Annotated in this window: 18 protein-coding genes and 4 tRNA genes; 7 read left to right on the top strand and 15 right to left on the bottom strand. The window is 64.2% G+C overall.

Annotation, left to right across the window (positions count from 1 at the left end):
• The first annotated feature begins 217 nt into the window (after positions 1 to 217).
• Complete coding sequence (locus U5L98_RS11065) at positions 218 to 511, top strand: succinate dehydrogenase assembly factor 2 (protein WP_322558353.1); 294 nt, start codon at positions 218 to 220, stop codon at positions 509 to 511.
• Complete coding sequence (locus U5L98_RS11060) at positions 471 to 869, top strand: protein YgfX (RefSeq protein ID WP_322558352.1); 399 nt, start codon at positions 471 to 473, stop codon at positions 867 to 869. Before U5L98_RS11065 ends, U5L98_RS11060 begins: the two co-directional genes overlap by 41 nt.
• 34 nt (positions 870 to 903) lie before the next feature.
• On the opposite strand, the gene nadB is transcribed toward U5L98_RS11060, so the two are convergent.
• From nadB to uvrY, 8 genes are all read right to left on the bottom strand, one after another.
• Positions 904 to 2,484: an L-aspartate oxidase gene (gene nadB / locus U5L98_RS11055; protein WP_322558351.1), complete on the bottom strand. Its 1,581-nt coding sequence runs from the start codon at positions 2,482 to 2,484 to the stop codon at positions 904 to 906.
• Positions 2,481 to 3,626, bottom strand: a complete 1,146-nt coding sequence (locus U5L98_RS11050; protein WP_322558350.1) for an FUSC family protein — start codon at positions 3,624 to 3,626, stop codon at positions 2,481 to 2,483. Before U5L98_RS11050 ends, nadB begins: the two co-directional genes overlap by 4 nt.
• Positions 3,627 to 3,684: 58 nt before the next feature.
• Positions 3,685 to 3,774 (bottom strand) — tRNA-Leu (locus U5L98_RS11045).
• Positions 3,775 to 3,809: 35 nt separating this feature from the next.
• A tRNA-Cys gene (locus tag U5L98_RS11040) sits at positions 3,810 to 3,883 on the bottom strand.
• 115 nt (positions 3,884 to 3,998) lie between these two features.
• Positions 3,999 to 4,073: transfer RNA gene (locus U5L98_RS11035), tRNA-Gly, on the bottom strand.
• A gap of 64 nt (positions 4,074 to 4,137) precedes the next feature.
• A complete protein-coding gene (gene pgsA / locus U5L98_RS11030; RefSeq protein ID WP_322558349.1) occupies positions 4,138 to 4,689 on the bottom strand; it encodes a CDP-diacylglycerol--glycerol-3-phosphate 3-phosphatidyltransferase in 552 nt (183 codons plus the stop codon).
• Between the two features lie 66 nt (positions 4,690 to 4,755).
• On the bottom strand, positions 4,756 to 6,570 hold the full coding sequence (uvrC, locus tag U5L98_RS11025) for an excinuclease ABC subunit UvrC (RefSeq protein ID WP_322558348.1): 1,815 nt from the start codon (positions 6,568 to 6,570) through the stop codon (positions 4,756 to 4,758).
• 68 nt (positions 6,571 to 6,638) lie between these two features.
• Positions 6,639 to 7,286, bottom strand: coding sequence for a UvrY/SirA/GacA family response regulator transcription factor (gene uvrY, locus U5L98_RS11020; RefSeq protein ID WP_322558347.1), 648 nt, complete (start codon positions 7,284 to 7,286; stop codon positions 6,639 to 6,641).
• A 230-nt stretch (positions 7,287 to 7,516) separates the two neighbouring features.
• Between uvrY and U5L98_RS11015 the strand changes: the two genes are divergently transcribed.
• A tRNA-Ala gene (locus U5L98_RS11015) sits at positions 7,517 to 7,592 on the top strand.
• Between the two features lie 341 nt (positions 7,593 to 7,933).
• Here the strand turns inward: U5L98_RS11015 and U5L98_RS11010 are convergent.
• The 5 genes from U5L98_RS11010 to leuS all read right to left on the bottom strand — a co-directional run bounded on the left by U5L98_RS11010 (position 7,934) and on the right by leuS (position 13,729).
• The gene (locus U5L98_RS11010) at positions 7,934 to 8,827 is read right to left on the bottom strand and encodes a PA2778 family cysteine peptidase (protein WP_322558346.1); all 894 of its coding nucleotides are present in this window, start codon (positions 8,825 to 8,827) and stop codon (positions 7,934 to 7,936) included.
• A 97-nt stretch (positions 8,828 to 8,924) separates the two neighbouring features.
• Entirely contained in the window at positions 8,925 to 9,320 is a 396-nt protein-coding gene (locus U5L98_RS11005; protein ID WP_322558950.1) for a PA2779 family protein, read from the bottom strand.
• A gap of 239 nt (positions 9,321 to 9,559) precedes the next feature.
• On the bottom strand, positions 9,560 to 10,618 hold the full coding sequence (holA, locus tag U5L98_RS11000; RefSeq protein WP_322558345.1) for a DNA polymerase III subunit delta: 1,059 nt from the start codon (positions 10,616 to 10,618) through the stop codon (positions 9,560 to 9,562).
• 10 nt (positions 10,619 to 10,628) lie between these two features.
• Positions 10,629 to 11,120 (bottom strand): LPS assembly lipoprotein LptE, encoded by a 492-nt coding sequence (gene lptE / locus U5L98_RS10995; protein ID WP_322558344.1) that lies wholly within the window; start codon positions 11,118 to 11,120, stop codon positions 10,629 to 10,631.
• Between the two features lie 26 nt (positions 11,121 to 11,146).
• The gene (leuS, locus tag U5L98_RS10990; RefSeq protein ID WP_322558343.1) at positions 11,147 to 13,729 is read right to left on the bottom strand and encodes a leucine--tRNA ligase; all 2,583 of its coding nucleotides are present in this window, start codon (positions 13,727 to 13,729) and stop codon (positions 11,147 to 11,149) included.
• A 236-nt stretch (positions 13,730 to 13,965) separates the two neighbouring features.
• On the opposite strand from leuS, the gene U5L98_RS10985 reads away from it, so the two are divergent.
• Positions 13,966 to 14,484 carry a zinc ribbon-containing protein gene (locus tag U5L98_RS10985; RefSeq protein ID WP_322558342.1) on the top strand — a complete coding sequence of 173 codons (519 nt, stop codon included), beginning with the start codon at positions 13,966 to 13,968 and terminating at the stop codon, positions 14,482 to 14,484.
• A gap of 104 nt (positions 14,485 to 14,588) precedes the next feature.
• On the opposite strand, the gene U5L98_RS10980 is transcribed toward U5L98_RS10985, so the two are convergent.
• Positions 14,589 to 15,824, bottom strand: a complete 1,236-nt coding sequence (locus U5L98_RS10980) for a hypothetical protein (protein ID WP_322558949.1) — start codon at positions 15,822 to 15,824, stop codon at positions 14,589 to 14,591.
• Positions 15,825 to 16,061: 237 nt separating this feature from the next.
• Positions 16,062 to 16,955 (bottom strand): LysR family transcriptional regulator, encoded by an 894-nt coding sequence (locus U5L98_RS10975; protein ID WP_322558341.1) that lies wholly within the window; start codon positions 16,953 to 16,955, stop codon positions 16,062 to 16,064.
• Between the two features lie 333 nt (positions 16,956 to 17,288).
• On the opposite strand from U5L98_RS10975, the gene leuC reads away from it, so the two are divergent.
• From leuC to leuB, 3 genes are all read left to right on the top strand, one after another.
• Positions 17,289 to 18,752, top strand: a complete 1,464-nt coding sequence (leuC, locus tag U5L98_RS10970) for a 3-isopropylmalate dehydratase large subunit (RefSeq protein WP_322558340.1) — start codon at positions 17,289 to 17,291, stop codon at positions 18,750 to 18,752.
• 3 nt (positions 18,753 to 18,755) lie between these two features.
• The gene (gene leuD, locus U5L98_RS10965; protein ID WP_322558339.1) at positions 18,756 to 19,409 is read left to right on the top strand and encodes a 3-isopropylmalate dehydratase small subunit; all 654 of its coding nucleotides are present in this window, start codon (positions 18,756 to 18,758) and stop codon (positions 19,407 to 19,409) included.
• Between the two features lie 176 nt (positions 19,410 to 19,585).
• Positions 19,586 to 20,665, top strand: coding sequence for a 3-isopropylmalate dehydrogenase (leuB, locus tag U5L98_RS10960; RefSeq protein WP_322558338.1), 1,080 nt, complete (start codon positions 19,586 to 19,588; stop codon positions 20,663 to 20,665).
• The last annotated feature ends 79 nt before the right edge of the window (positions 20,666 to 20,744 follow it).

The following is a 20,744-nucleotide window of genomic DNA, read 5'->3' as shown; positions in this document are numbered from 1 at the left end:
ACTCCGTGCGGTCCAGCCTGGGTCGACGCGATCCCGGCATTGTTGTTTTTTTCAAAGCATACTGTGCAAGTGTCGAGAAAACAACGCACTACGACCTTTTCTCGAATCCGAGGGCCGTGCGAGGGCAGAGTGAGGTCAGCGAAGGCCCGGCGGGCTGCCGGCAGGGCAGGGCTCGGGTATACTGACACCACACTCATCCAACACAACGAGGCCGACCTTGAGCGACGATTCGTCTCCGGAAGCCATCCTCCGCAAGCGCCTCTACTGGCACTCGCGCCGTGGCATGTGGGAACTGGACCTGCTGTTGATTCCCTTCCTCGAGCAGTGCTATGGCGGTCTGGGCGAGGCGGACCAGGCGGCCTTTCGATCATTGATCGAGGAGGAGGATCAGGACCTGTTCGCTTGGTTGATGCGCCGGGAATGGCCCGAGGACCCCGCCCGGCGGCGCATCGTCAAGATGATCGTCGAGCATGCCGAGACCACAGACAACGATCGCTATCGTAACCTCTAGGCTGTCGCTGGCCGCCCATGGTCTGCTGGCCGTGTCGGTTGTCGGTCTTATGGCGGTGGTGGCATCGCCTTGGGCCGGCATGCTGGCTGCCTTGGTGCTAGGTGGGGTATTGCTGACGCTGGCTAGGTACTGCCCGCGTGGCGAGTTGCGTGGCACGCCGAAGGCGGCGGGCGGCGTGGTTTGGTCATGGCGGGACAGCGCCGACCAGGCATGGCGTCCGGTGAGCCTGCGCTGCGACTACCTCGGCCCCTGGCTGATCGGGTTGAAGGTCGAGGGGCGTCGGTTGTGGCTGTGGCCCGACAGCAGCGACGCCGAATCGCTTCGCCGCCTTCGCCGGGAACTGTCGCCACTCCCTTGAAGTTGCCGGTTTCCACCAGAGAAGCAGCAGCGGATCACATCTCCTCGAGGGCCTGCAGCCGGATTCGCGAAGGGTGCGGGTTTTCATCGCCGTGTATCGGGCAATCCGGGTTGAAGTGCAGGCCGCGAGACTCGCGTCTTGCACGGGCGCAGTTCACGCTCAGGCGCGCCAGGCGAAGTGCATGCCAGAGGTTTGTCAGGGGCACCGAGGGCGCGGCACTCTTCACCTGGGAAGCGAGACGGTTATGCAACTGCGCCAGACCCCGGGCAGCCTCGTCCAGCCCCTGATCGGTACGCACGATGGCCATACGGGCACTCATCAGTTGGCGCATCGTCTCGCGGATCTCTTCGATGCTGTCCAGGGAGACCTTCTGATTGCCCCACAGCGCCGGAGTCAGCTCGGCAATCGGCAGGGTCCCGGCGGTGTGAAGCCGTCGTGCACAGCTCCGGGCATAGACCAGGCACTCCAGCAGGGAGTTGCTGGCCATGCGATTGGCCCCATGCAGACCGGTGCAGGCGACCTCGCCGATGGCGTGCAGCCGCGGGACCGTGGTGGTACCGCCGAGGTCGGTGGCAATGCCGCCGCAGCTGTAGTGGGCAGCCGGCACCACCGGTATCGGCTGGTGCACGATGTCGAGCCCACGACTGGCGCAGTGGGCATGGATGGTCGGGAAGTGTTGACGGATGGCAGTTTCACCGAGATGACGGATGTCCAGAAAGACATGGTCGATGCCGGTGCGCTGCATCTCGGCATCAATGGCCCGGGCAACGATGTCGCGGGGAGCTAGCTCGGCCCGGGGGTCCAGCGCTGGCATAAAGCGCTCGCCCGCCGCGTTGATCAACAGCCCGCCCTCGCCGCGCACCGCCTCGCTGACCAGGAAGGCAGGGCCCTCGGGATCGTACAGGCAGGTGGGGTGGAACTGCTGGAACTCCAGGTTCATCAGTTCGGCGCCGAGTTCGGCGGCCATCGTCATACCCTCGCCGCTGGCGGGTTGGGGGCTGGTGGTATGACGATAGAGGCCGCTGGCCCCGCCGGTGGCGAGCACGGTGTCTTCGGCCAACAGCTCGTGAAGCCGGCCGCCGGCGTCCAGGCAGCGTGCCCCGCGGCAGTGGCCCTCGCTGTCGCCGATCAGTCCGATGGCATCTAGTTCACCGTATTTCCGGATATTGGGGTGCGCCTCGACATGCTGTCTGAGTGTCTCGACCACGGCACGGCCGGTAGCATCGTCGGCGTGGATGATGCGCCGCGCGCCATGCCCCCCTTCGCGGGTGAGGTGGTAGGGGTAGCCGGTATCGGTACTCGAGTCCGGCGTGAAGGGAACGCCCAGCGACAGCAACCACTCGATTGCCGAGGGCCCCTGCTCCACGGTGAAGCGCACTGCTTGCTCGTCGCACAGGCCGTCTCCCGCCACCAGGGTGTCGGCCACATGGGCCTCGATGTCGTCCTGGGGAGAGAGTACGGCGGCGATGCCACCCTGGGCCCAGCGGCTGGCGCCCTGGTCATCACTGGCCGGTCGCAGCAGCGTGACCCTGCGGTGGTCGGCCACCTCCAGCGCTAGTACCAGTCCGGCGACCCCGCCGCCGATGACCAGCACCTCATGCTTGCCGTCTGTCATCTGCCTTTCCTATCTGGCTTGGTGGCTCGCGTCATGGCGGAGAGGTCCTCGGTGAGACCGTGGTGGGGTGCTCGGCGACGCAGCCGCCGGCTGGGTAGGCGTTCGAGGCCGCCCAATCGCCGGGTGAGGTCCGCGGTTAGGCGTGCCAGTTCCCGATTGAGCCACAGGTAGCCGCTGGGACTGAACAGCACGCGGCCATCGGCTGACCGGCTATTGGCGGCCAGTTCGGCGTGGCGTTGCAGCTCGAAGGGGGTGATGGTCACGTTGACCGGCTGGCCGGTCCGCACCTGGAAGGCCAGGGTGCCGATGCCGCGGGCCAAGGTATGCTGCTCTTCCCGGAGGCCGGTCATGGCGTCGATGCGATCATGTCCGTCTCGGCTTGTCCAGTGAGTCTCAAGCAGCAGCTCGACGGTGGAGAGCATACGCCGCTGCAGCGAGATCAGGTCATCAAGCTCCTGGCGACTCAGTCGTTTCTCGCGATGGATGGCATCTACCAGGCCGCGCTGCTTGACCAGCAGGCTGCTGGTGGCCTTGAGCATCTCGCGGGTATCGATGTCGGGGGCCGCCGTGGCCGAGGTGTGAGCATGGTAGAGACGGCCCATGCGGTCCAGGTTGTCGGCCAGCATGAAGCGCAGCATGTCGGTAGCCTTCTGCGGTAGCACCAGCACCGTGACGGTAATGCCTACCAGGGTGCCGAGCAGCACGTCGAAGGCGCGCCACAGGGCGATATCGAGTTCCCGGGTACCGTCACCGATCACCAGCAGCAGGCTGATGGCGAACATCAGGCCGCTGTAGCCATGCCGGTTGCTGAAGGTCAACCAGGTGGCAACGGCGATGCCGGCCAGGGCGGCAAGGGGAGCGAGCGGCGGCCAGGGCAGCGGCAGCAGGATCAGCAACAGGCCCCATCCAGCGCCGAGCAAGGTGCCCAGCAGACGCTGGCGTCCCTTGTCGAGCACACCGCCGATATGTGGAAGATTGCCCATCACCATGATGGTGCTGACCAGTGCCCAGCCGCTATGCTGAACGGCGAAGAATTCGATGATGCCGAAGGTGATGCATAGTGCCATTACGATGCGCAGCACATGCAGCTTGCGCCGATGCTGGTAATTGAAATAGGGGTCGCGAAGGCGCGGCAGGATCATGTCATGGCGTCCCGTTGGAGGGTCGCGCCCGACGCTTTCCAGAAGGGTGCTTAAAAGCTGGTGCCCGGAGCCGGGCTCGAACCGGCACGGAGGGTTTGCCTCCGAGGGATTTTAAGTCCCTTGCGTCTACCAATTTCGCCATCCGGGCGGCACGGTTCCGAGCGGGGGCAGCTGGGGGAGTGATGGAGGCTGGAGTCGGAATCGAACCGGCGTACACGGAGTTGCAGTCCGCTGCATAACCACTCTGCCATCCAGCCTCATGAGTCGTACCATTCGTGGGGAATGGAGCGGGAAACGAGATTCGACGGGGCTGGCCTTCCAGCTCGCGACCCTCACTATCGCACACAATGACTCTTTTACTGCTTTCGAGTCTGGAGCGGGAAACGAGATTCGAACTCGCGACCCTCGCCTTGGCAAGGCGATGCTCTACCACTGAGCTATTCCCGCCTGACTCGAAAGCGAATTATACGGATAAGTCGGTGACTGTCAAACACTTTTTGTCACTCCCTCCTCAGCGCATCGAGCTGCTCAGGTGCGGCCATGCCGCCTTGAGGTAGAGGAACATCGACCAGAGGGTCAGCAGGGCCGCTATGTAGAGGGTCACCACGCCCAGTAGAGCGATGGGGGTGCCCGGGGCGAAGGCCAGCAGCACCAGCAGAGCGATCATCTGCAAGGTGGTCTTGACCTTGCCGATCCACGAAACGGCCACCTGGCCGCGCTTGCCCATCTCGGCCATCCACTCGCGCAGGGCCGAAATGACGATCTCACGGCCGATGATCACCAGAGCCGGCAGGGTCAGCCAGATGGCATCGTAGCGTTCGATCAGCAGGGCAAGGGCCACGGTCACCATCAGTTTGTCGGCGACCGGATCGAGGAAGGCACCGAAGGGCGTGGACTGGTCCCAACGTCGGGCCAGATAACCATCGAGCCAGTCGGTTATCGCGGCCAGGGCGAACAGGGCGGCGGCGAGCAGCATGCTCCAGGCGAAGGGCAGGTAGAACAACACCACCAGCAGCGGAATGAAGAGGATTCTGGCCAGGGTTAGCAGGTTGGGTATGTTCATCGGGAGGTGCGATCCTTGCCTTGGGAGATACCGGAAACCCTCTTATTCTATCCTTCGGGGCTCTACTCATCCATGCAGGGCGCGATGAATCGTTTCGGCCAGAGTGGCACTGATGCCGGGGACACGGGCTAGTTCCTCGCGATTGGCCTGCTTGACCCCCTGTAGGCCGCCGAAGAATCGCAGCAGTTCGCGTCGCCGACGCGGCCCCACACCCGGAATCTCCTGCAGGGTGGAGGTTCGACGCGTCTTGTCGCGTCGTGCCCGATGGCCAGCGATGGCGAATCGGTGGGATTCGTCGCGAATGTGTTGGATCAAGTGCAGGGCTGGGGATGCACCGTCTAGATCCAGGCTGCGATCGACGGTCTCGACGAACAGTGTCTCGAGGCCCGCCTTGCGCGTCGTGCCCTTGGCCACGCCGAGAAGGGTGATGCCGCTGACGCCCAGTTCGGTGAACACCTCCCGGGCCATGTTCAACTGTCCCTTGCCACCATCGACGATCAGGATGTCCGGGCTTTCGCCCTCTCCTTCGGCAAGGCGCTTGAAGCGGCGGGTGAGAGCCTGGTGCATGGCGGCATAGTCGTCACCGGCGGCGACATCCTCGATATTAAAGCGGCGATAGTCGGATTTGCGCGGTCCATTCTCGTCGAACACCACGCAGGAGGCGACTGTGGCCTCACCATGGCTGTGGCTGATGTCGAAGCATTCCAGTCGGCGAGGGGTGTCCTCGAGTTCCAGGGCTTCGCGCAGCGCCGCGAAACGCTTCGACAGCTGGGTCTGGCTGGCCAACTGGCTGGCCAGCTGCTGTTCGGCATTGGTGCGAGCCAGTTCCCGCCACTGGGCGCGATGACCACGGACCTGGTTGGTCAGGCGAATGCGCTTGCCGGCGCGTTCACCGAGTGCTTGGGCGATTAGCTCGGTATCCGGTATCGGATGGCTGGTAATCACCTCCGCCGGAATCTCCCTGGCCTGACCCAGGTAGAATTGACTGATGAAGTCGCCGAGCAGTGCCTCGGGGCCCAGGTCAAGCCCGTTGGCTGGGGCATGGTGCCTGGCCCCCAGCAGGCGGCCCTGGCGTACCGTGAGCACCGAGATACACAATGCCCCGGGGCGGCTGGCCAGGGCGAAGACATCGGCATCGCCGCCTCCGGTGTCGACGAACTGGCGCTGCTGCATCTGGCGCAGATGCTGGACCTGGTCACGCAGCCGTGCGGCCTCCTCAAAATCCAGGCGGGCGCTGGCGACTTCCATGGCCTCACTCAGCTCGTGGGTCACCGTGTCGCTCTTGCCCTCGAGACACATCACTGCATGCTCCAGGTCGCGCCGATAGTCCGCTTCGCTGATGTAGCCCACACAGGGGGCGCTGCAGCGCTGGATCTGGTACTGCAGGCAGGGGCGGGTACGGTGAGCGAAGACGCTGTCCTCGCAGTTGCGGATGCGGAAGATCTTCTGCATCAGCGACAGGCTCTCGCGCACGGCGCCGCTGCTGGGGTAGGGGCCGAGGTAGCGGCCGTCCTCGCGTCGCACCCGGGCGCGCTTGTACTCCAGGGCGGGGAAGGGGTGGCGGTCGCTGACGAAGACGAAGGGGTAGGACTTGTCGTCGCGTAGCAGGATGTTGTACGGCGGACGTAGTTCCTTGATCAGGGTCTGTTCGAGGAGCAGCGCCTCGGTCTCGCTATTGGTCACCGTCACCTGGATGTCGGCAATGCGCCCGACCAGGGCTTGCGTCTTGGTGTTGAGCGCACCGCGAAAGTAGCTTGCCAGACGTGCCTTCAGGCGACGCGCCTTGCCGATGTAGAGGGTCTCGCCGTGCTCATCGAGCATGCGGTAGACCCCCGGGGATTCGCTGACGCTGCCGAGGAAGTCGCGGGAATCGAAGCTCATGGAGACGGCGTGTCGGGGAAAGAAAACAGGACCTTCATGCTACCAGATCCGGGCCATCGGAAAGGCGCTCAATCGGCGTCGGTAAAACCGTCGACGAGGCCGTGGCGCAGGCCGAGGTGGGTCAGCTCCACATCAGAGGTGACGCCGAGCTTCTCGAAGATTCGGTAGCGGTATGTGTTGACGGTCTTGGGACTGAGAAACATCCGATCGGCGATGTCGGCGACGCGCTGGCAGTTGACGACCATCATCGCCACCTGGAGCTCGCGCTGGGAGAGCTGGTCAAAGGGATTGTCCGGCGCATCGATGCGCGACAGCACCAGCCGCTGGGCGATCTCGGGGCTGACATAGCGCTTGCCGCCGAACACGCAGTGGATCGCCTCGACCATCTCCTCGTGCTGGCAGCCCTTGCTGATAAAGCCGTGGGCACCGGCCTCGAGCAGGCGCTGAGCGAAGGTCTCCTCGATAAAGGCCGTCAGTACCAGGATGCGGATGTCACCGGCGAAGCGTTTGATCTTGCGGGTGGCCTCCAGGCCGCCGATTCCCGGCATGCGAATATCCATCAGCACGATATCCGGTTCGAGCTTGCGTGCCTTGGTAATGGCCTCCTCGCCATCGGCGGCCTCACCCACCACGCGTATCCCGCGTTCGGCATTCAGTAGGTGGGCGATGCTGGTCCGAACCAGGTGGTGGTCATCGGCTACAAGAACCCTGATCAACGCAGACGCTCCTGAAAACGTAGTGGATGGATTTCGTCCCTGGGCGGGACCTGGCCAAGTACTAAGGCACCAACGTGCCAGCTGGCCAGGTACCAGTCTAGGCAGGGTGGCACATCCCGTCCCTAAGGAGAATTGGTCAAAGGCAGAAGAGTGAAATTGCCAGCATGGGGTTGACGCTCCTGATGGGGCTGCGTATCATTCGCCTCGTTCAAGCAATCCGCGAACACTGTGGGGCCTTAGCTCAGCTGGGAGAGCGCAACACTGGCAGTGTTGAGGTCAGCGGTTCGATCCCGCTAGGCTCCACCAAAAAGAACATCTGAATCAGCCCTTTGGCGTAACCCGCCAGGGGGCTTTTTATTGCGAGTAGGGTTGTTTTGCGAGTAGGGTCGTTTGTCGATGGCCGAGCAAAATCTTCAACAATTACTCGCGCTTTTCCGGGACGAAAATCTACGCAATAAAGGGCTTCCGCGAGAAGGTAGAAACCCTGCACAACCAAAAATGGCCACGCCCGTTAGTCCGATATCATTCAGTCAGTAAAAGGCTCTCGCGGTCCTTTCTACCCGTTTGAAGACGGATGGATACTCGTACACCATCCCGGCTATCTACCGGCTCGCAGATTCGCTTGAGCACGATGTCGTAGGCTACGGTTAATCGTCAATCTTCAGGCTATCGAGGGCTTGGCGGGCTTGGTTCTGCCAGGCGCCGGGCAGAGCGGCGGCTTTCTGAAAGGCTTCTTTTGCTTTGTCGTTTTTCCCTAACTCGCGATATAGCAGCCCCAGATTGAACCAGGCGACGGCGAGGTCGGGGTCCTGTTCCACGGCTCCTTCGAACGCTGCGACGGCGCCCTGGCGGTCGCCGTTGGCGTAGCGGGCATTGCCCAGGGCGAAATGCCCCATGGCATGCCTCGGATAGCGGTCGACGAGGGATTCCCAAGCGGGCAGGGCGGCCTGTGCACCTTGCACGCGCTCGAAGTCCGCGATGGCATCCAGGGCGCTCTCGGCCTCATGGGTCACCGGCATCTTGCCTGGGGGCAGGGCAACGAAGGCCCAGCGATCGCTGCGAGCCCAGGTGGCATCGAAGCGCTTGAAGGATTCGACGCGCTGCGGCTCCATGCCGCTGTGCAGGGTCAGGGTCTCCGCGTCCAGATCAAAGCCGATGGCCACGGCATAATGCCAGACCGGCCAGGCAGGCAACGAGAGGTTCTGCATCACTACCACCGGATTCCCGGCGTTTATCTCGGTAAGCAGGGCATCGAGCTTGCCGTCGATCACGAAGGGGATAAGCTCATGGCGGCGCACGGTGGCCAGCATTTCCGGTTGCACGCTGCCTTCACGTTCGGGCAGAAAGACCTGTGGAATCAGGTTGTCGACCGCTACCGGCACGTTGGAGGCGTTTAGTACCATGGCCAGCGAGGCGGGGCCGCACTGGTAGTCGCGCTGCGCGCGGAAGGGAATATCCTCGAGCAGGGTCTCGCGGGGTAGCTCACGTCTTGTGGTCTCGGCTAGCTGGGGCGTGCTGGCGCAGCCGGCCATCGCAAGCATCAATATCACCAATGCGAGAACGCCCGCAAGGCGGGCGTTCAAGAGGGTGGTGTTCGCGAAATGCCTGGTGGGGCATGGAGTCATGCGACACTCCCTATCAGCGGACGAACGGGTAGACGTTCGTCAGGCCGAGGATGTCGGTGACCAGCAGGATCACGAAGACGGCGAACAGGGCACCGACCACACTGGCGCCGGCCGGCAGCTGCTCGAGCTGATCGGCCATTTGGACGGCTTCCGCATCGGAGAGGGCGGCCACGCGGGCTTCAACCTCTGCTGGGTCGACGCCCTGGGCGACGAGTTGCTTCTGCACGTCGTCACGCGCGAGGATTTCGTGAATCCGTTCCCGATCTCCCTGGGACCTTTCGGCATTCAGGGCTTCCTGGGTGGTGACCAGGCCACTCCCTGGAGTGGTGGGGGCAGCAGCAACGGGCAGGCTACCTAGCACCAGCGCGGCGATCAGCAGCGGGCTGAGATAGCGGTAGAGTTTCTTCATCATGGCGGTGTTCCTTCTTGTCGGGATGGGCTTCCGGTTCCAGGCTTCGTCGGTGCGGCTTCCATGCAGGACTACGAAGCAACGATGCCGTCTGAGTATAGGACGGAATGCCGTGACATTTCATGCCCTTGTGGGAGGGAAATCGGAATCGAGGCTACTGTAGGAGCGAACGGTTTGACGCTTCGACTCGACGGCGATGCGATGGAGTGTTTGACGCCTCGACATGTACGCAGTGGCGGTCAGCCGATGCGGTAGGACGAGGGCAGCTCGGCGAGCAGGCCTCGCCCGCCAGAAAGCGTCAGTGCCAGGTCGTGGAGGCCATCCCACAGCGGCACGCTGCTGCCCCCCTTGATCGCCAGGTCCAGGCGCTGGGCAAAAAGTAATAGTTTGTGCAGTCGTTTAAGCGGCAGCCTTGCGATGGCTTGCTGATAGGCGGGGCGGCGCTTCTCGAAAATTGGCGGCTTCTGTGCCTTGCAGGCATGTTCCAGGCTCTGGCCCTGATCAAGGTGCTGCTGAATTGAGAGCAAGATGCGCAGTTCCCGGGATAGCGCCCAGAGCACGATGGGAGGCTCGACCCCTTCGCCGCGCAAGCCGGCCATGATCCGCGTGACTCGCGCACGCTCGCCCTTGAGACAGGCGTCCATCAGGGTAAAGACGTCGTATCTGGCGCTGTCTTCTACACCACCCGCTATTTCGCGTGGCCCGACGCGCGCGCCGGCAGGAAGCATAAGGGCGAGTTTCTGCAGTTCCTGATCGGCGGCCAGCAGGTTGCCCTCGGTGCGTTCACCAAGCAGTCTTGCTGCATCGAGGTCCAGGGAGAGGCCGTGGCGGGAGGCGCGGTCACGCAGCCAGAAACCCAGGCGCGATACGTCTACTGGCCAGACCGGCACGAAGAGCCCCACCTTGTCCAGGGCCTTGAACCAGGCACTCTTCTGTTCGCGGTAGTCGAGCTTGCCGGTGGAGAGCAGCAAGATATCGTCGCTGCCCTTTATGGACTCGGCATAGTCGCGCAGCGCCTTGGCGCCTTCCTGGCCGGGCTTGCCGCTGCCAAGCCGCACTTCGATGAGCCGCCGCGTGGCGAACAGCGAGAGGTTGGCGGCGGCTTCGGTCAAGCGTCCCCAGGCGAAGTTGGCCTCCACGTGAAGGATCTCGCGCTCCTCGACTCCGGCCTGACGGGCGGCGGTCCTAACGGCGTCGCAGGCCTCCACGTGTTGCAGCGGCTCTTCGCCGGCGACGATCACGACCGGGGGCAGTTTCCTGGCCAGCGCCTCGGGAAGCTTGTCCGGGAAGATCTTCACAAAAGCTCTTTCACTGAGTGTCCAGCGCGCGCAGGCGCTCCATCAACTGGCGTACGGCATTGTCACGCAGCCGGTCGTGAGTGGCCTCGCGAAGGTCATCCTGGGCCAGCAGTTGATCATCATTGACCGTGATGCGCTCGCTGACTTCCAGGCGCTGCTGGTCGAGCAGGTAGGCGCCGTCGTCTCGGCGCTGAACGGAGAAGGGGACTTCCAGGGAGATCTCAAGTTCGCGGGGTCCGCTGTCGAGCACGCTGAGGCGTCGCTCACGGAAAGTCTCACGTCCCAGATTGAGCACGAGCGCCGCCTGGTCATCGATCCGAGTGCCGGCACGCACCAGGCGCCGGGCGGCCTGCCGGGCCAGTTCGCTGTCAGCGCCTTCCAGGGCCAGGGCGTCGCTGGCCAACATCGGCTGGTCGAGGCCGCGCAGGCGAAAGCCGCAACCGGCCAGCGCCAGGGAGGCGCCGGCGGCGAGGCCGAGTAGTAGTAGGGTTCGGCGCTGCATGGGTCTCTCCCGTCAGTATGCGGCGTTTAGCCGACCACGATATTGACCAGCTTGCCGGGCACCACGATAACCTTGCGGATGGCCTTGCCTTCGATATGGCGCTGGACGTTTTCGGCGTCCAGCGCCTGGGCCTCGACGGCTTCCTTAGTGGCACCAGCATCGGCCTCGATGCGCGCACGCAGCTTGCCGTTCACCTGCACCACCAGCTCGATGCTTTCGCGTTCCAGCGCCGATTCGTCGACCGCCGGCCAGCGGGCGTCGATCGCCGGCTCACTGTGGCCGAGTGCCTGCCAAAGTGTGTGACAGGCGTGAGGCGTGATCGGGGCGAGCAGCAGCACGCAGGCTTCTACCGCTTCGCGGGCCACGGCCAGGCCCAGGGGCGAGGTGTCGTCGAACTTCGAGAGGGCGTTGGTCAGCTCCATCACCGCGGCGATGGCGGTATTGAAGGTGGTGCGCCGGCCGATATCGTCGCCGGCCTTCTTGATGGTCTCGTGGGTCTTGCGGCGCAGCTCGCGCTGGGGCTCGGTGAGGGCGGCGAGGTCGAGCGTGCCGGGTTCACCGGCCGCAAGGTGATCACTGACCAGGCGCCACAGGCGCTTGAGGAAGCGGTGGGCACCCTCGACACCGGCGTCGGACCACTCCAGGGACTGTTCCGGCGGCGCAGCGAACATCATGAACAGGCGTACCGTGTCGGCGCCGAAGCGGTCGATCATGGATTGCGGGTCGACCCCGTTGTTCTTGGACTTGGACATCTTCTCGATGCCGCCCATCTCCACCGGCTGGCCGTCGCTGATCAGCACGGCGCTGATGGGGCGGCCCTTCTCGTCGCGCTTGACCTCGACATCGGCAGGGTTGAACCATTCCTTGCCGCCGTTCTCGGTTGGGCGGTAGTAGGTCTCGGCAATCACCATGCCCTGAGTGAGCAGGCGCTGGAAGGGTTCGTCGGTCTTCACCAGACCCAGGTCGCGCATCAGCTTGGTGAAGAAGCGGGCGTAGAGCAGGTGCAGAATGGCATGCTCGATGCCACCGATGTACAGATCCACCGGCAGCCAGTAGTCGACCCGCTCGTCGAGCATTGCTTCCATGTTGTCGGCGCAGCAGAAGCGCGCGAAGTACCAGGAAGACTCCATGAAGGTGTCGAAGGTGTCGGTCTCGCGGCTCCAGCCGTCGCCCAGGTCGGAGAATTCCGGCATGCGCTTGAGTGGCGAGCCGGTGGCGTCGACGGTGACGTCCATAGGCAGGGCCACCGGCAGCTCCTCGTCGGTGAGCGGCACGGTCTGACCCTCTGGGCCGTACTTGATCGGAATCGGCGCGCCCCAGTAGCGCTGGCGCGCCACGCCCCAGTCGCGCAGGCGGAAGTTGATCTTCACCTCGCCACGGCCTAGCTCGGCAAGCCTGGCGGCGATGGCGTCAAATGCCGCCTCGAAGCCCAGGCCGTCGAAATCACCGGAGTGGATCAAGGGACCGTATTCGGCATAGGCACCCTGGGAGAGATCCGGCACCTGGCCGTTCTCGTCGGCAATCACCGGCTCGATGGGGATGTCGTATTTGGTGGCAAACTCCCAGTCGCGCTGGTCGTGGGCGGGTACCGCCATCACGGCCCCGGTGCCGAACTCCATCAGTACGAAGTTGGCCACGTAGACGGGCACTTCGCGGTCGGTGAGGGGGTGCACCGCGAAATGGCCAGTGGGCATCCCCTTCTTCTCGCGGGTGGCCAATTCGGCTTCCGAAGTGCCGCCGCGGGCGCACTCTGCGCAGAAGTCGGCCAGCGCATCGTTACCCTCGGCGGCCTGTTTCGCCAGTGGGTGGTCTGCGGCCACGGCCATGTAGGTAACACCCATCAGGGTGTCGGGGCGGGTGGTATAGACCGATAGCGGCTCGGAAGGGGCGCCGTCGGCGTCCTTTATATCGAACGTCATCTCCACGCCGCGCGACTTGCCGATCCAGTTGCGCTGCATGGTCTTGACCTGTTCGGGCCAGTCGATGCGCTCCAGGTCGGCCAGCAGTTCCTCGGCGTAGTCGGTGATCTTGAGGAACCACAGCGGGATTTCCTTGCGCTCCACCAGCGCGCCGGAGCGCCAGCCGCGGCCCTCGATCACCTGCTCGTTGGCCAGCACCGTCTGGTCGACGGGGTCCCAATTGACGGTGGACATTTTCTTGTAGACCAGCCCCTTCTCCACCAGCTTGGTGAAGAACCACTGCTCCCAGCGGTAATACTCAACATCGCATGTCGCGAACTCGCGGCTCCAGTCGTAGGCGAAGCCCAGCGCCTTGAGCTGGGTGCGCATGTAATCGATGTTGTCGTAGGTCCACTTGGCCGGCGGTACCCGGTTCTGGATCGCGGCGTTCTCGGCGGGCATGCCGAAGGCGTCCCAGCCCATGGGCTGCATGACGTTCTTACCCTGCATGCGCTGATAGCGCGAGACGACGTCGCCGATGGTGTAGTTGCGCACGTGTCCCATGTGTAGCTTGCCGCTGGGGTAGGGAAACATCGACAGGCAGTAGAACTTCTCGCGACTGGCGTCTTCCACCGCCTTGAAGCACTGGTTGTTGTCCCAGAACTGCTGGGCATCGCGTTCGGTATCGTGGGGGTTGTACTGTGCGTCCATCGCTCTCTTCGGGTACCTTGAAAGTCGAGCGCAGCGGTGCAGTGCTGCGCATGTCAGCGGCCCTTGTCCGGCGTCAAGGTCGTGCGCGGGGCCTGCGCGAAACCATTGATTTCCCGGCGGGATGTCGTCTAAATGGTGGTCTTGATTACCTGTTAGCATACCCCAGCACGGCGTCCGGCGGCTACGGGGTATCGCTGCCGGGCCGGCAAGCCCTGACGCGTCACGAGGAGAGCACCATGAGCGAGCACAAGGATACGCACCAGGAACACCGCCTCCGCGGGGGTTACGAGCGCATGCTCGATCGACTGCGCGACGGGGCGCATGAGCTCACTTGGGAGAACCTGCAGAAAGAGCTGGACGAGGCGGTCGAGTTCGAGGACGAGCTGGAAGAGTTTACCAAGGACGAGCTGTCGTTGCTGCGTGCCTGGGTCGAGCGCGACCTCAAGGAGATGCGCCGCTATTTGAGCGCCGGCGGCGAGAGTGTGGCCAGTTGGTTGGGCATCGACCTCTCCGTGCTATCGCGCAAGGTAGTGGAGTCGCTGTTTTCCATCGCCGACCGCAGCGTGATCGAGCGGGAGCAGCTCGAGGATGATCTTGAGGCGTCACGCGCCGACTATGTCGCCGGCGAGATGGCCGCCCCTGGGCGCATGGCCTGCACGCACTGCGATGCCATCGTCGAGCTCGAAGGGGTGGCGCGGATAGAACCCTGTCACCAGTGTGGCCACCGCTATTTCGTTCGCGCGCCGAAGGAGTAAGTTTCCTCCTGCCTTGATAACCCCGCCGCCGCTGCGCGGCGGATCGCGACGCAAGCGTCGAGGCGTCGAACCGTTCGCTCCCACAGGGCGGCCTCATCAATGCCTTAAAGCCCTGCCTCCATCACCAGAATGGCGGTTACGACCAGCAGCGTCATGATCGCCGCATAGCCGAGGTTGTTGCGCATCATCGTCGTCCCGCTGACGCCGTATCGTCCCTGCAACGAGAGGTTGATACCGGAGAGCGGACCGACGCTGGTGCCGACTGCCCAGGAGGCCAGGGCGACGAAGGCGAACAGGGTCTGCTGGTTGGCGTCCAGGTCGAGCATCGAGGCAAGCACGGAGATGCCGATGATGGGGTGCAGCCCGGCCACGGCACTGAGGACGATGGCCAGGAAGCTGGCGACGGCCTCCAGTGGCCCGAAGTGGGCAAAGAGCGTCCAGGCGCTGTCCGTGGCGGCGGTGATGAAGCTCGACAGCCCTTGGGTCAGCAGTCCCGCGCAAAGGAACAGCGAGATCTCGCCGCGCATGGCCGGCAGGCGGATGAGGGTGTGCTGATGGATTCGCCGCAGGGTCCAGCGCGGCCCCCGGGGCAGATTGGAGAGCAGCGCCACGCTTGGCAGCAGGAAGGTGATGATGCTGACGATGGAGAGGGTCGGCGTTAGGTGGTAATGGAACAGCATCACCAGGCCCGCCATGCTTACCGGCATCAGCAGGCTGCGTGGCGAGAGCGAGAAGCCGGCGGTGTCGGTCAGTTCGAAACGACGCGAGACCTCGCCGACCGTAAGCGCGCCCGATACCATGGCCAGGGGCAGACCGAAGGCGAGGATCGTGGCGTAGTGCATCGCCGGTGCCAGGGTCATGACCACGCCCATGGAGGCGAAGAAGGGCGACCAGAGCGCGGCGCTGGAGAGGCCGCGATTGAGACCCAGCAACTGGGGCGTGGTGAGGGGGCCGCGACGCTCCAGCCGATCACCGACCATGAAGACCGTGGAGAGGTTGAGGATGGAGCCGAGCAGGTGGACCCCCAACCAGGTGCCCAGCATGCCGCGGGCCCCGGTCAGGGCCTTGCCCGCTGGACGTGACCGGCCGCGCAGGTTGCCGATCAGGCCGATGAAGCTGACCCCTACCAGCATGGCGACCACGTAGGTGTTGCCGTCGAGGATCCCTGGCCAGTCGATATTGGCCCCGTGCCAGGCGCGAGCCAGCACCAGCAGCCCCAGGCCCAGGGCAGCGAGGACTCCTGCCTGGCGCCGGGTGCGCCGGGGAATGTCGACCCACAGCAGGCCTGTGGCTAGCCACAGGCAGTAACCCACCGCATGCGCCAGCGGTAACAGGTTCATGAACTGCACCACCTGCAGGACCAGCCCGGCCAGGATCAGCCCGCCGGCTAGGGCGTGGCGTGGAACGATCTTTGGTTTGGTGGTTTCGGGCACTGAACCGAATTCCTGCGCAAATGATGAGCAGTCTAAACAATTCCTGGTGCGTCTGTCCTGGGTATGGGGTGGTTTAGGAGAGCGCCGGATCGCGGCGCAAGCGTTGCTCCTACAAAGCTCTTAGAGTGCCAGCCCAATGTAACGTCATTGCCACTTCCTGGCGGCAGGCTCGCGGGCAGCCTCGAGCTGGGCGAGCATGGCTCGTGCCGGATTGGATAGGGTGCGGCTACGATGCACGAGATAGCCCAGGGGGCGATGGATGGGTGGATGGTCGACGTTCAACTCGTGCAACTCGCCGGCCACCAGTCGCTCCGGCAGCAGGCTCCAGCCCAGGCCGATGGCGGTCATCATCTTCAGCGTCTCCAGGTAGTTAGTGGAGAGCGCCACCGGTAGGCGCAGGCCGGCGGCCGCAAAGCGTGACTCGATCAGGCCGCGAGTGAAAGTGAGAGGGCCTGGCAGCACGGCGTCGAAATCGCACAGCGTCTGCAGGCTGGGGTGCTCGAGTTCGGTAAGCGGATGCTCCGGGGCACAGACGAAGTGCAGCCGGTCTATCCATACCGGAACGACCTGCAGCTGTTCATCGGGGTGAGGAGCAAGGGTCACCACGGCGATCTCCAGCGAGCCGTCCAGTACGCCTTGGTAGGCCTCCTCGGAGTCCAGGAAGTGCAGGTCGAGCCGCACGTCGGGGTGCTCGCGGGTATAGGCCTTGAGCAGCGGCGGCAGACGGTGCAGTCCGATATGGTGGCTGGTGGCCAGGGTCAGGCTGCCGGCCACGCTACCCTCGAGGTTGCCCAGTGCCCGGCGGCTGTCGTCGACCATCACCAGGATTTGCCTCGCCCTAGGCAGCAGTACCCGGCCGGCCTCGGTGAGGCTCACACGACGGCCGATGCGATCGAACAGTCGGGCGTCGATCTGGCCCTCGAGCACCGCGATACGCTTGCTGACCGCCGGCTGGGTCAGGTGCAGCTGCTCGGCGGCGCGGGAGAAGCTGCCGCTATCGGCCACGGCAAGAAAGGCCTGAAGGCTCTGCGTATCCATGGGCGGCTCCCTGGCAGCAATTTCGGATTCCATTCAGGAATCTATTCCATAAATAACATGAATTGCTTTTATGGGCGAGGGGCGGGAGACTGTTTGCATAGCGCCAAGCAGCCAAGCAGCCAAGCAGCCAAACGCCACGAGCAATAGTCGCTGCATGGTCGAGCGGCGTCGGGAGCAGACCGTAAAGGAGGTCCTTTGCCATGGATGGCATCGGTAGCGTACAGGGAAGTATTCACAGCGCCTGCTTGGAGGTCTGCCCCCGTAAAGCTGCGTTGATGGCGCGATTCCGAGACCGGACATGATATGAAGGGCCCATGAGCCCGGGAGAACGATATGGCAGGCCAGACACTCTACGACAAGCTGTGGTCGCAGCACCTCGTCAAGGAGCGCGGTGACGGCACCGCACTGATCTACATCGACCGTCAGCTGCTCCACGAAGTGACCTCGCCCCAGGCCTTCGAGGGGCTGCGCCTGGCGGGACGCAAGCCGTGGCGCATCGATGCCAACCTGGCCACTCCGGATCACAACGTGCCCACCACGCTCAAGGAGCGCGCCGAGGGGAACGCCGGCATCAAGGATCCGGTGTCCTTGATCCAGGTGCAGACCCTCGACGACAACTGCGGCGAGTTCGGCATCGAGGAGTTCAAGATCAACGACCCCCGCCAGGGGATCGTCCACGTGGTGGGCCCCGAGCAGGGTGCCACGCTGCCGGGCATGACCGTGGTCTGCGGCGACTCCCATACCGCCACTCACGGCGCCTTCGCGGCCCTGGCCCACGGCATCGGCACCTCCGAGGTGGAGCACGTGCTGGCCACCCAGTGCCTGCTGGCGCAGAAGATGAAGAACATGCAGGTGCGGGTCGAGGGCGAGCTCGGCACCGGCGTCACCGCCAAGGACATCGTGCTGGCCATCATTGGCCGCATCGGCACCGCTGGCGGCACCGGCTATGCCATCGAGTTCGCCGGCAGCGCCATCCAGGCTCTCTCGATGGAGGGTCGAATGACCGTCTGCAACATGGCCATCGAGGCCGGCGCCCGGGTCGGCCTGATCGCCGTGGACGACACCACCATCGACTACCTGCGCGACCGCCACTATGCCCCGACGGGCGAGCAGTGGGACGCCGCGGTGGCCGACTGGCGCCACCTGGTTTCCGATGCCGACGCCGCCTTCGACAAGGTGGTGACCCTGGATGCCGCCGAGATCGAGCCGCAGGTCAGCTGGGGCACCAGCCCTGAGATGGTCACCGGGATCTCCGGCGAGGTCCCGGACCCGCTTGATGCCGGCGACGAGACCATGCAGCGCGGCTACACCCGGGCGCTGGAGTACATGGGGCTGGCACCGAAGCAGAAGATCACCGATATCCGCCTCGACAAGGTGTTCATTGGTTCCTGCACCAACTCGCGCATCGAGGATCTGCGCGAGGCGGCCAAGGTGGCGCGCGGCAAGAAGGTGGCCGACTCCATCGCGTTGGCCATGGTGGTGCCGGGTTCCGGCCTGGTGAAGCGCCAGGCCGAAGCGGAGGGCCTCGACAAGGTGTTCATCGAGGCGGGCTTCGAGTGGCGCGAGCCGGGCTGCTCCATGTGCCTGGCCATGAACGCCGACAAGCTGGGCGCCGGCGAACACTGCGCCTCCACCTCCAATCGCAATTTCGAGGGGCGGCAGGGCTTCGGCGGGCGCACCCATCTGGTCAGCCCGGCCATGGCCGCGGCCGCCGCCATCGCTGGCCACTTCGTGGATGTACGAGGGCTTGGAAACAGCAATGCCGCCAATGACGATACCCTGGGTAAGGAGGCCTGAATCATGAAGAAGTTCGTACGTACCGAAGGCCTCGTCGCACCGCTCGACCGCGCCAACGTCGACACCGACCTGATCATTCCCAAGCAGTTTTTAAAGTCGATCAAGCGCACTGGCTTCGGCGTCAATCTCTTCGATGAGCTGCGCTATCTCGACGAGGGGCAGCCCGGCCAGGATGTCTCACAGCGCCCCAAGAATCCCGACTTCGTGCTGAATCAGCCGCGCTACCAGGGCGCCAGCGTGCTGCTGGCGCGTCGCAACTTCGGCTGCGGCAGCTCCCGAGAGCATGCGCCCTGGGCGCTGGAGGACTTCGGCTTTCGCGTGGTGATTGCCCCGAGCTTTGCCGACATCTTCTACAACAACGCCTTCAAGAATGGGCTGCTGCTGGTAACTCTGCCGGAGGAGAGCGTGGATCGCCTGTTCGCCGAGGTGGAGGCGAACGAGGGTTACCGGCTCGACGTCGATCTGGAGAACCAGCGGGTGATCACGCCGTCCGGTGAGATCCTCGATTTCGAGGTCGACGAGTTCCGCAAGCAGTGCCTGCTGGAAGGCCTGGACGATATCGGCATCACCTTGAAGGACGAGGACGCCATCCGCGACTTCGAGGTCAAGCATCGCGCCGCGCGGCCGTGGCTGTTCCGCGATCGCGCTCAGGCCTGACGGCTCAGGTTGTTCTATTGCTGCCGGGGTCGAGGGGCGCCGGTGGCAAGCCGAAGAGGAGGTCCTATGCCAGGGATGGCATCGGTAGCGCCCAAGGATGGGTTCACAGCGCCTCCTCGTAGGCTTGCCGCCGGAAAAGCCCCGTCCCGGTGGTGTGAAGACACAAGGACGACGCAATGACACAGAAAATTCTAGTACTGCCGGGTGATGGCATCGGCCCCGAGATCACCACCCAGGCCAGCCGCATCCTGGCCGCCTGCCAGGCCCGTGGCCTCGATATCGAGGTAGAAGATGGGTTGCTGGGCGGTGCTGCCTATGACGTGCATGGCGAGCCGTTGCCCGCCGAGACCCTGGAGAAGGCCAAGGCGGCGCGTGGCATCCTGCTGGGCGCCGTGGGCGGCCCCAAGTGGGACAAGATTGAAGATCTCAGCAAGCGTCCGGAGAAGGGCCTGCTTGGCGTGCGCAAGCAGCTGGGGCTGTTCGGCAACCTCCGCCCGGCCATCACCTATCCCCAGCTGGCGTCCGCATCCAGCCTCAAGCCGGAGCTGGTGGCCGGGCTCGATATCATGATCGTGCGCGAGCTTACCGGGGGCATCTATTTCGGTCAGCCCCGCGGCATCGAGGAGCGCAACGGCGAGCGGGTGGGCTTCAACACCTATGTCTACGCCGAAAGCGAGATCGAGCGGATCGGCCGGGTCGCCTTCGAGATGGCGCAGAAGCGTGGCAAGAAGCTCTGCAGCGTGGACAAGGCCAACGTGCTCGAGGTCACCATCCTCTGGCGCGAGGTCATGGAGCGCCTGGCGCCGGAGTATCCGGAGGTCGAGCTCTCCCACATGTACGTCGACAACGCCGCCATGCAGCTGGTGCGCGCGCCCAAGCAGTTCGACGTCATGGTCACCGGCAACATGTTCGGCGACATCCTCTCCGACGCCGCAGCCATGCTCACCGGCTCTATCGGCATGCTGCCCTCCGCCTCGCTCAACGAGAGCGGCCAGGGCATGTACGAGCCCTGTCACGGCAGCGCCCCGGACATCGCTGGCCAGGGCATCGCCAACCCGTTGGCGACCATCCTCTCGGTGGCCATGATGCTGCGCTACTCCCTCGATGCACCGGCCATGGCTCAGCGTGTCGAGGATGCCGTGGGCAAGGTGCTGGACGACGGCCTGAGAACTGCCGATATCGCCTCCGAGGGCACGCGCACCGTGTCCACTGCCGAGATGGGTGATGCAGTGCTGGCCGCCTTCGAAGCGGAATAAGCGGCGGTGGGGTTGGCCCAGGCGCTCAGCTGCCTGGGCGCGGCGGCTCGTGTATAATGTTCCCCACATTCGATTTCTG

Source organism: Halomonas sp. (assembly GCF_034520545.1).
Taxonomy (GTDB): Bacteria; Pseudomonadota; Gammaproteobacteria; order Pseudomonadales; family Halomonadaceae; genus Halomonas.
This window is presented reverse-complemented; position numbering and strand designations above follow the sequence as displayed.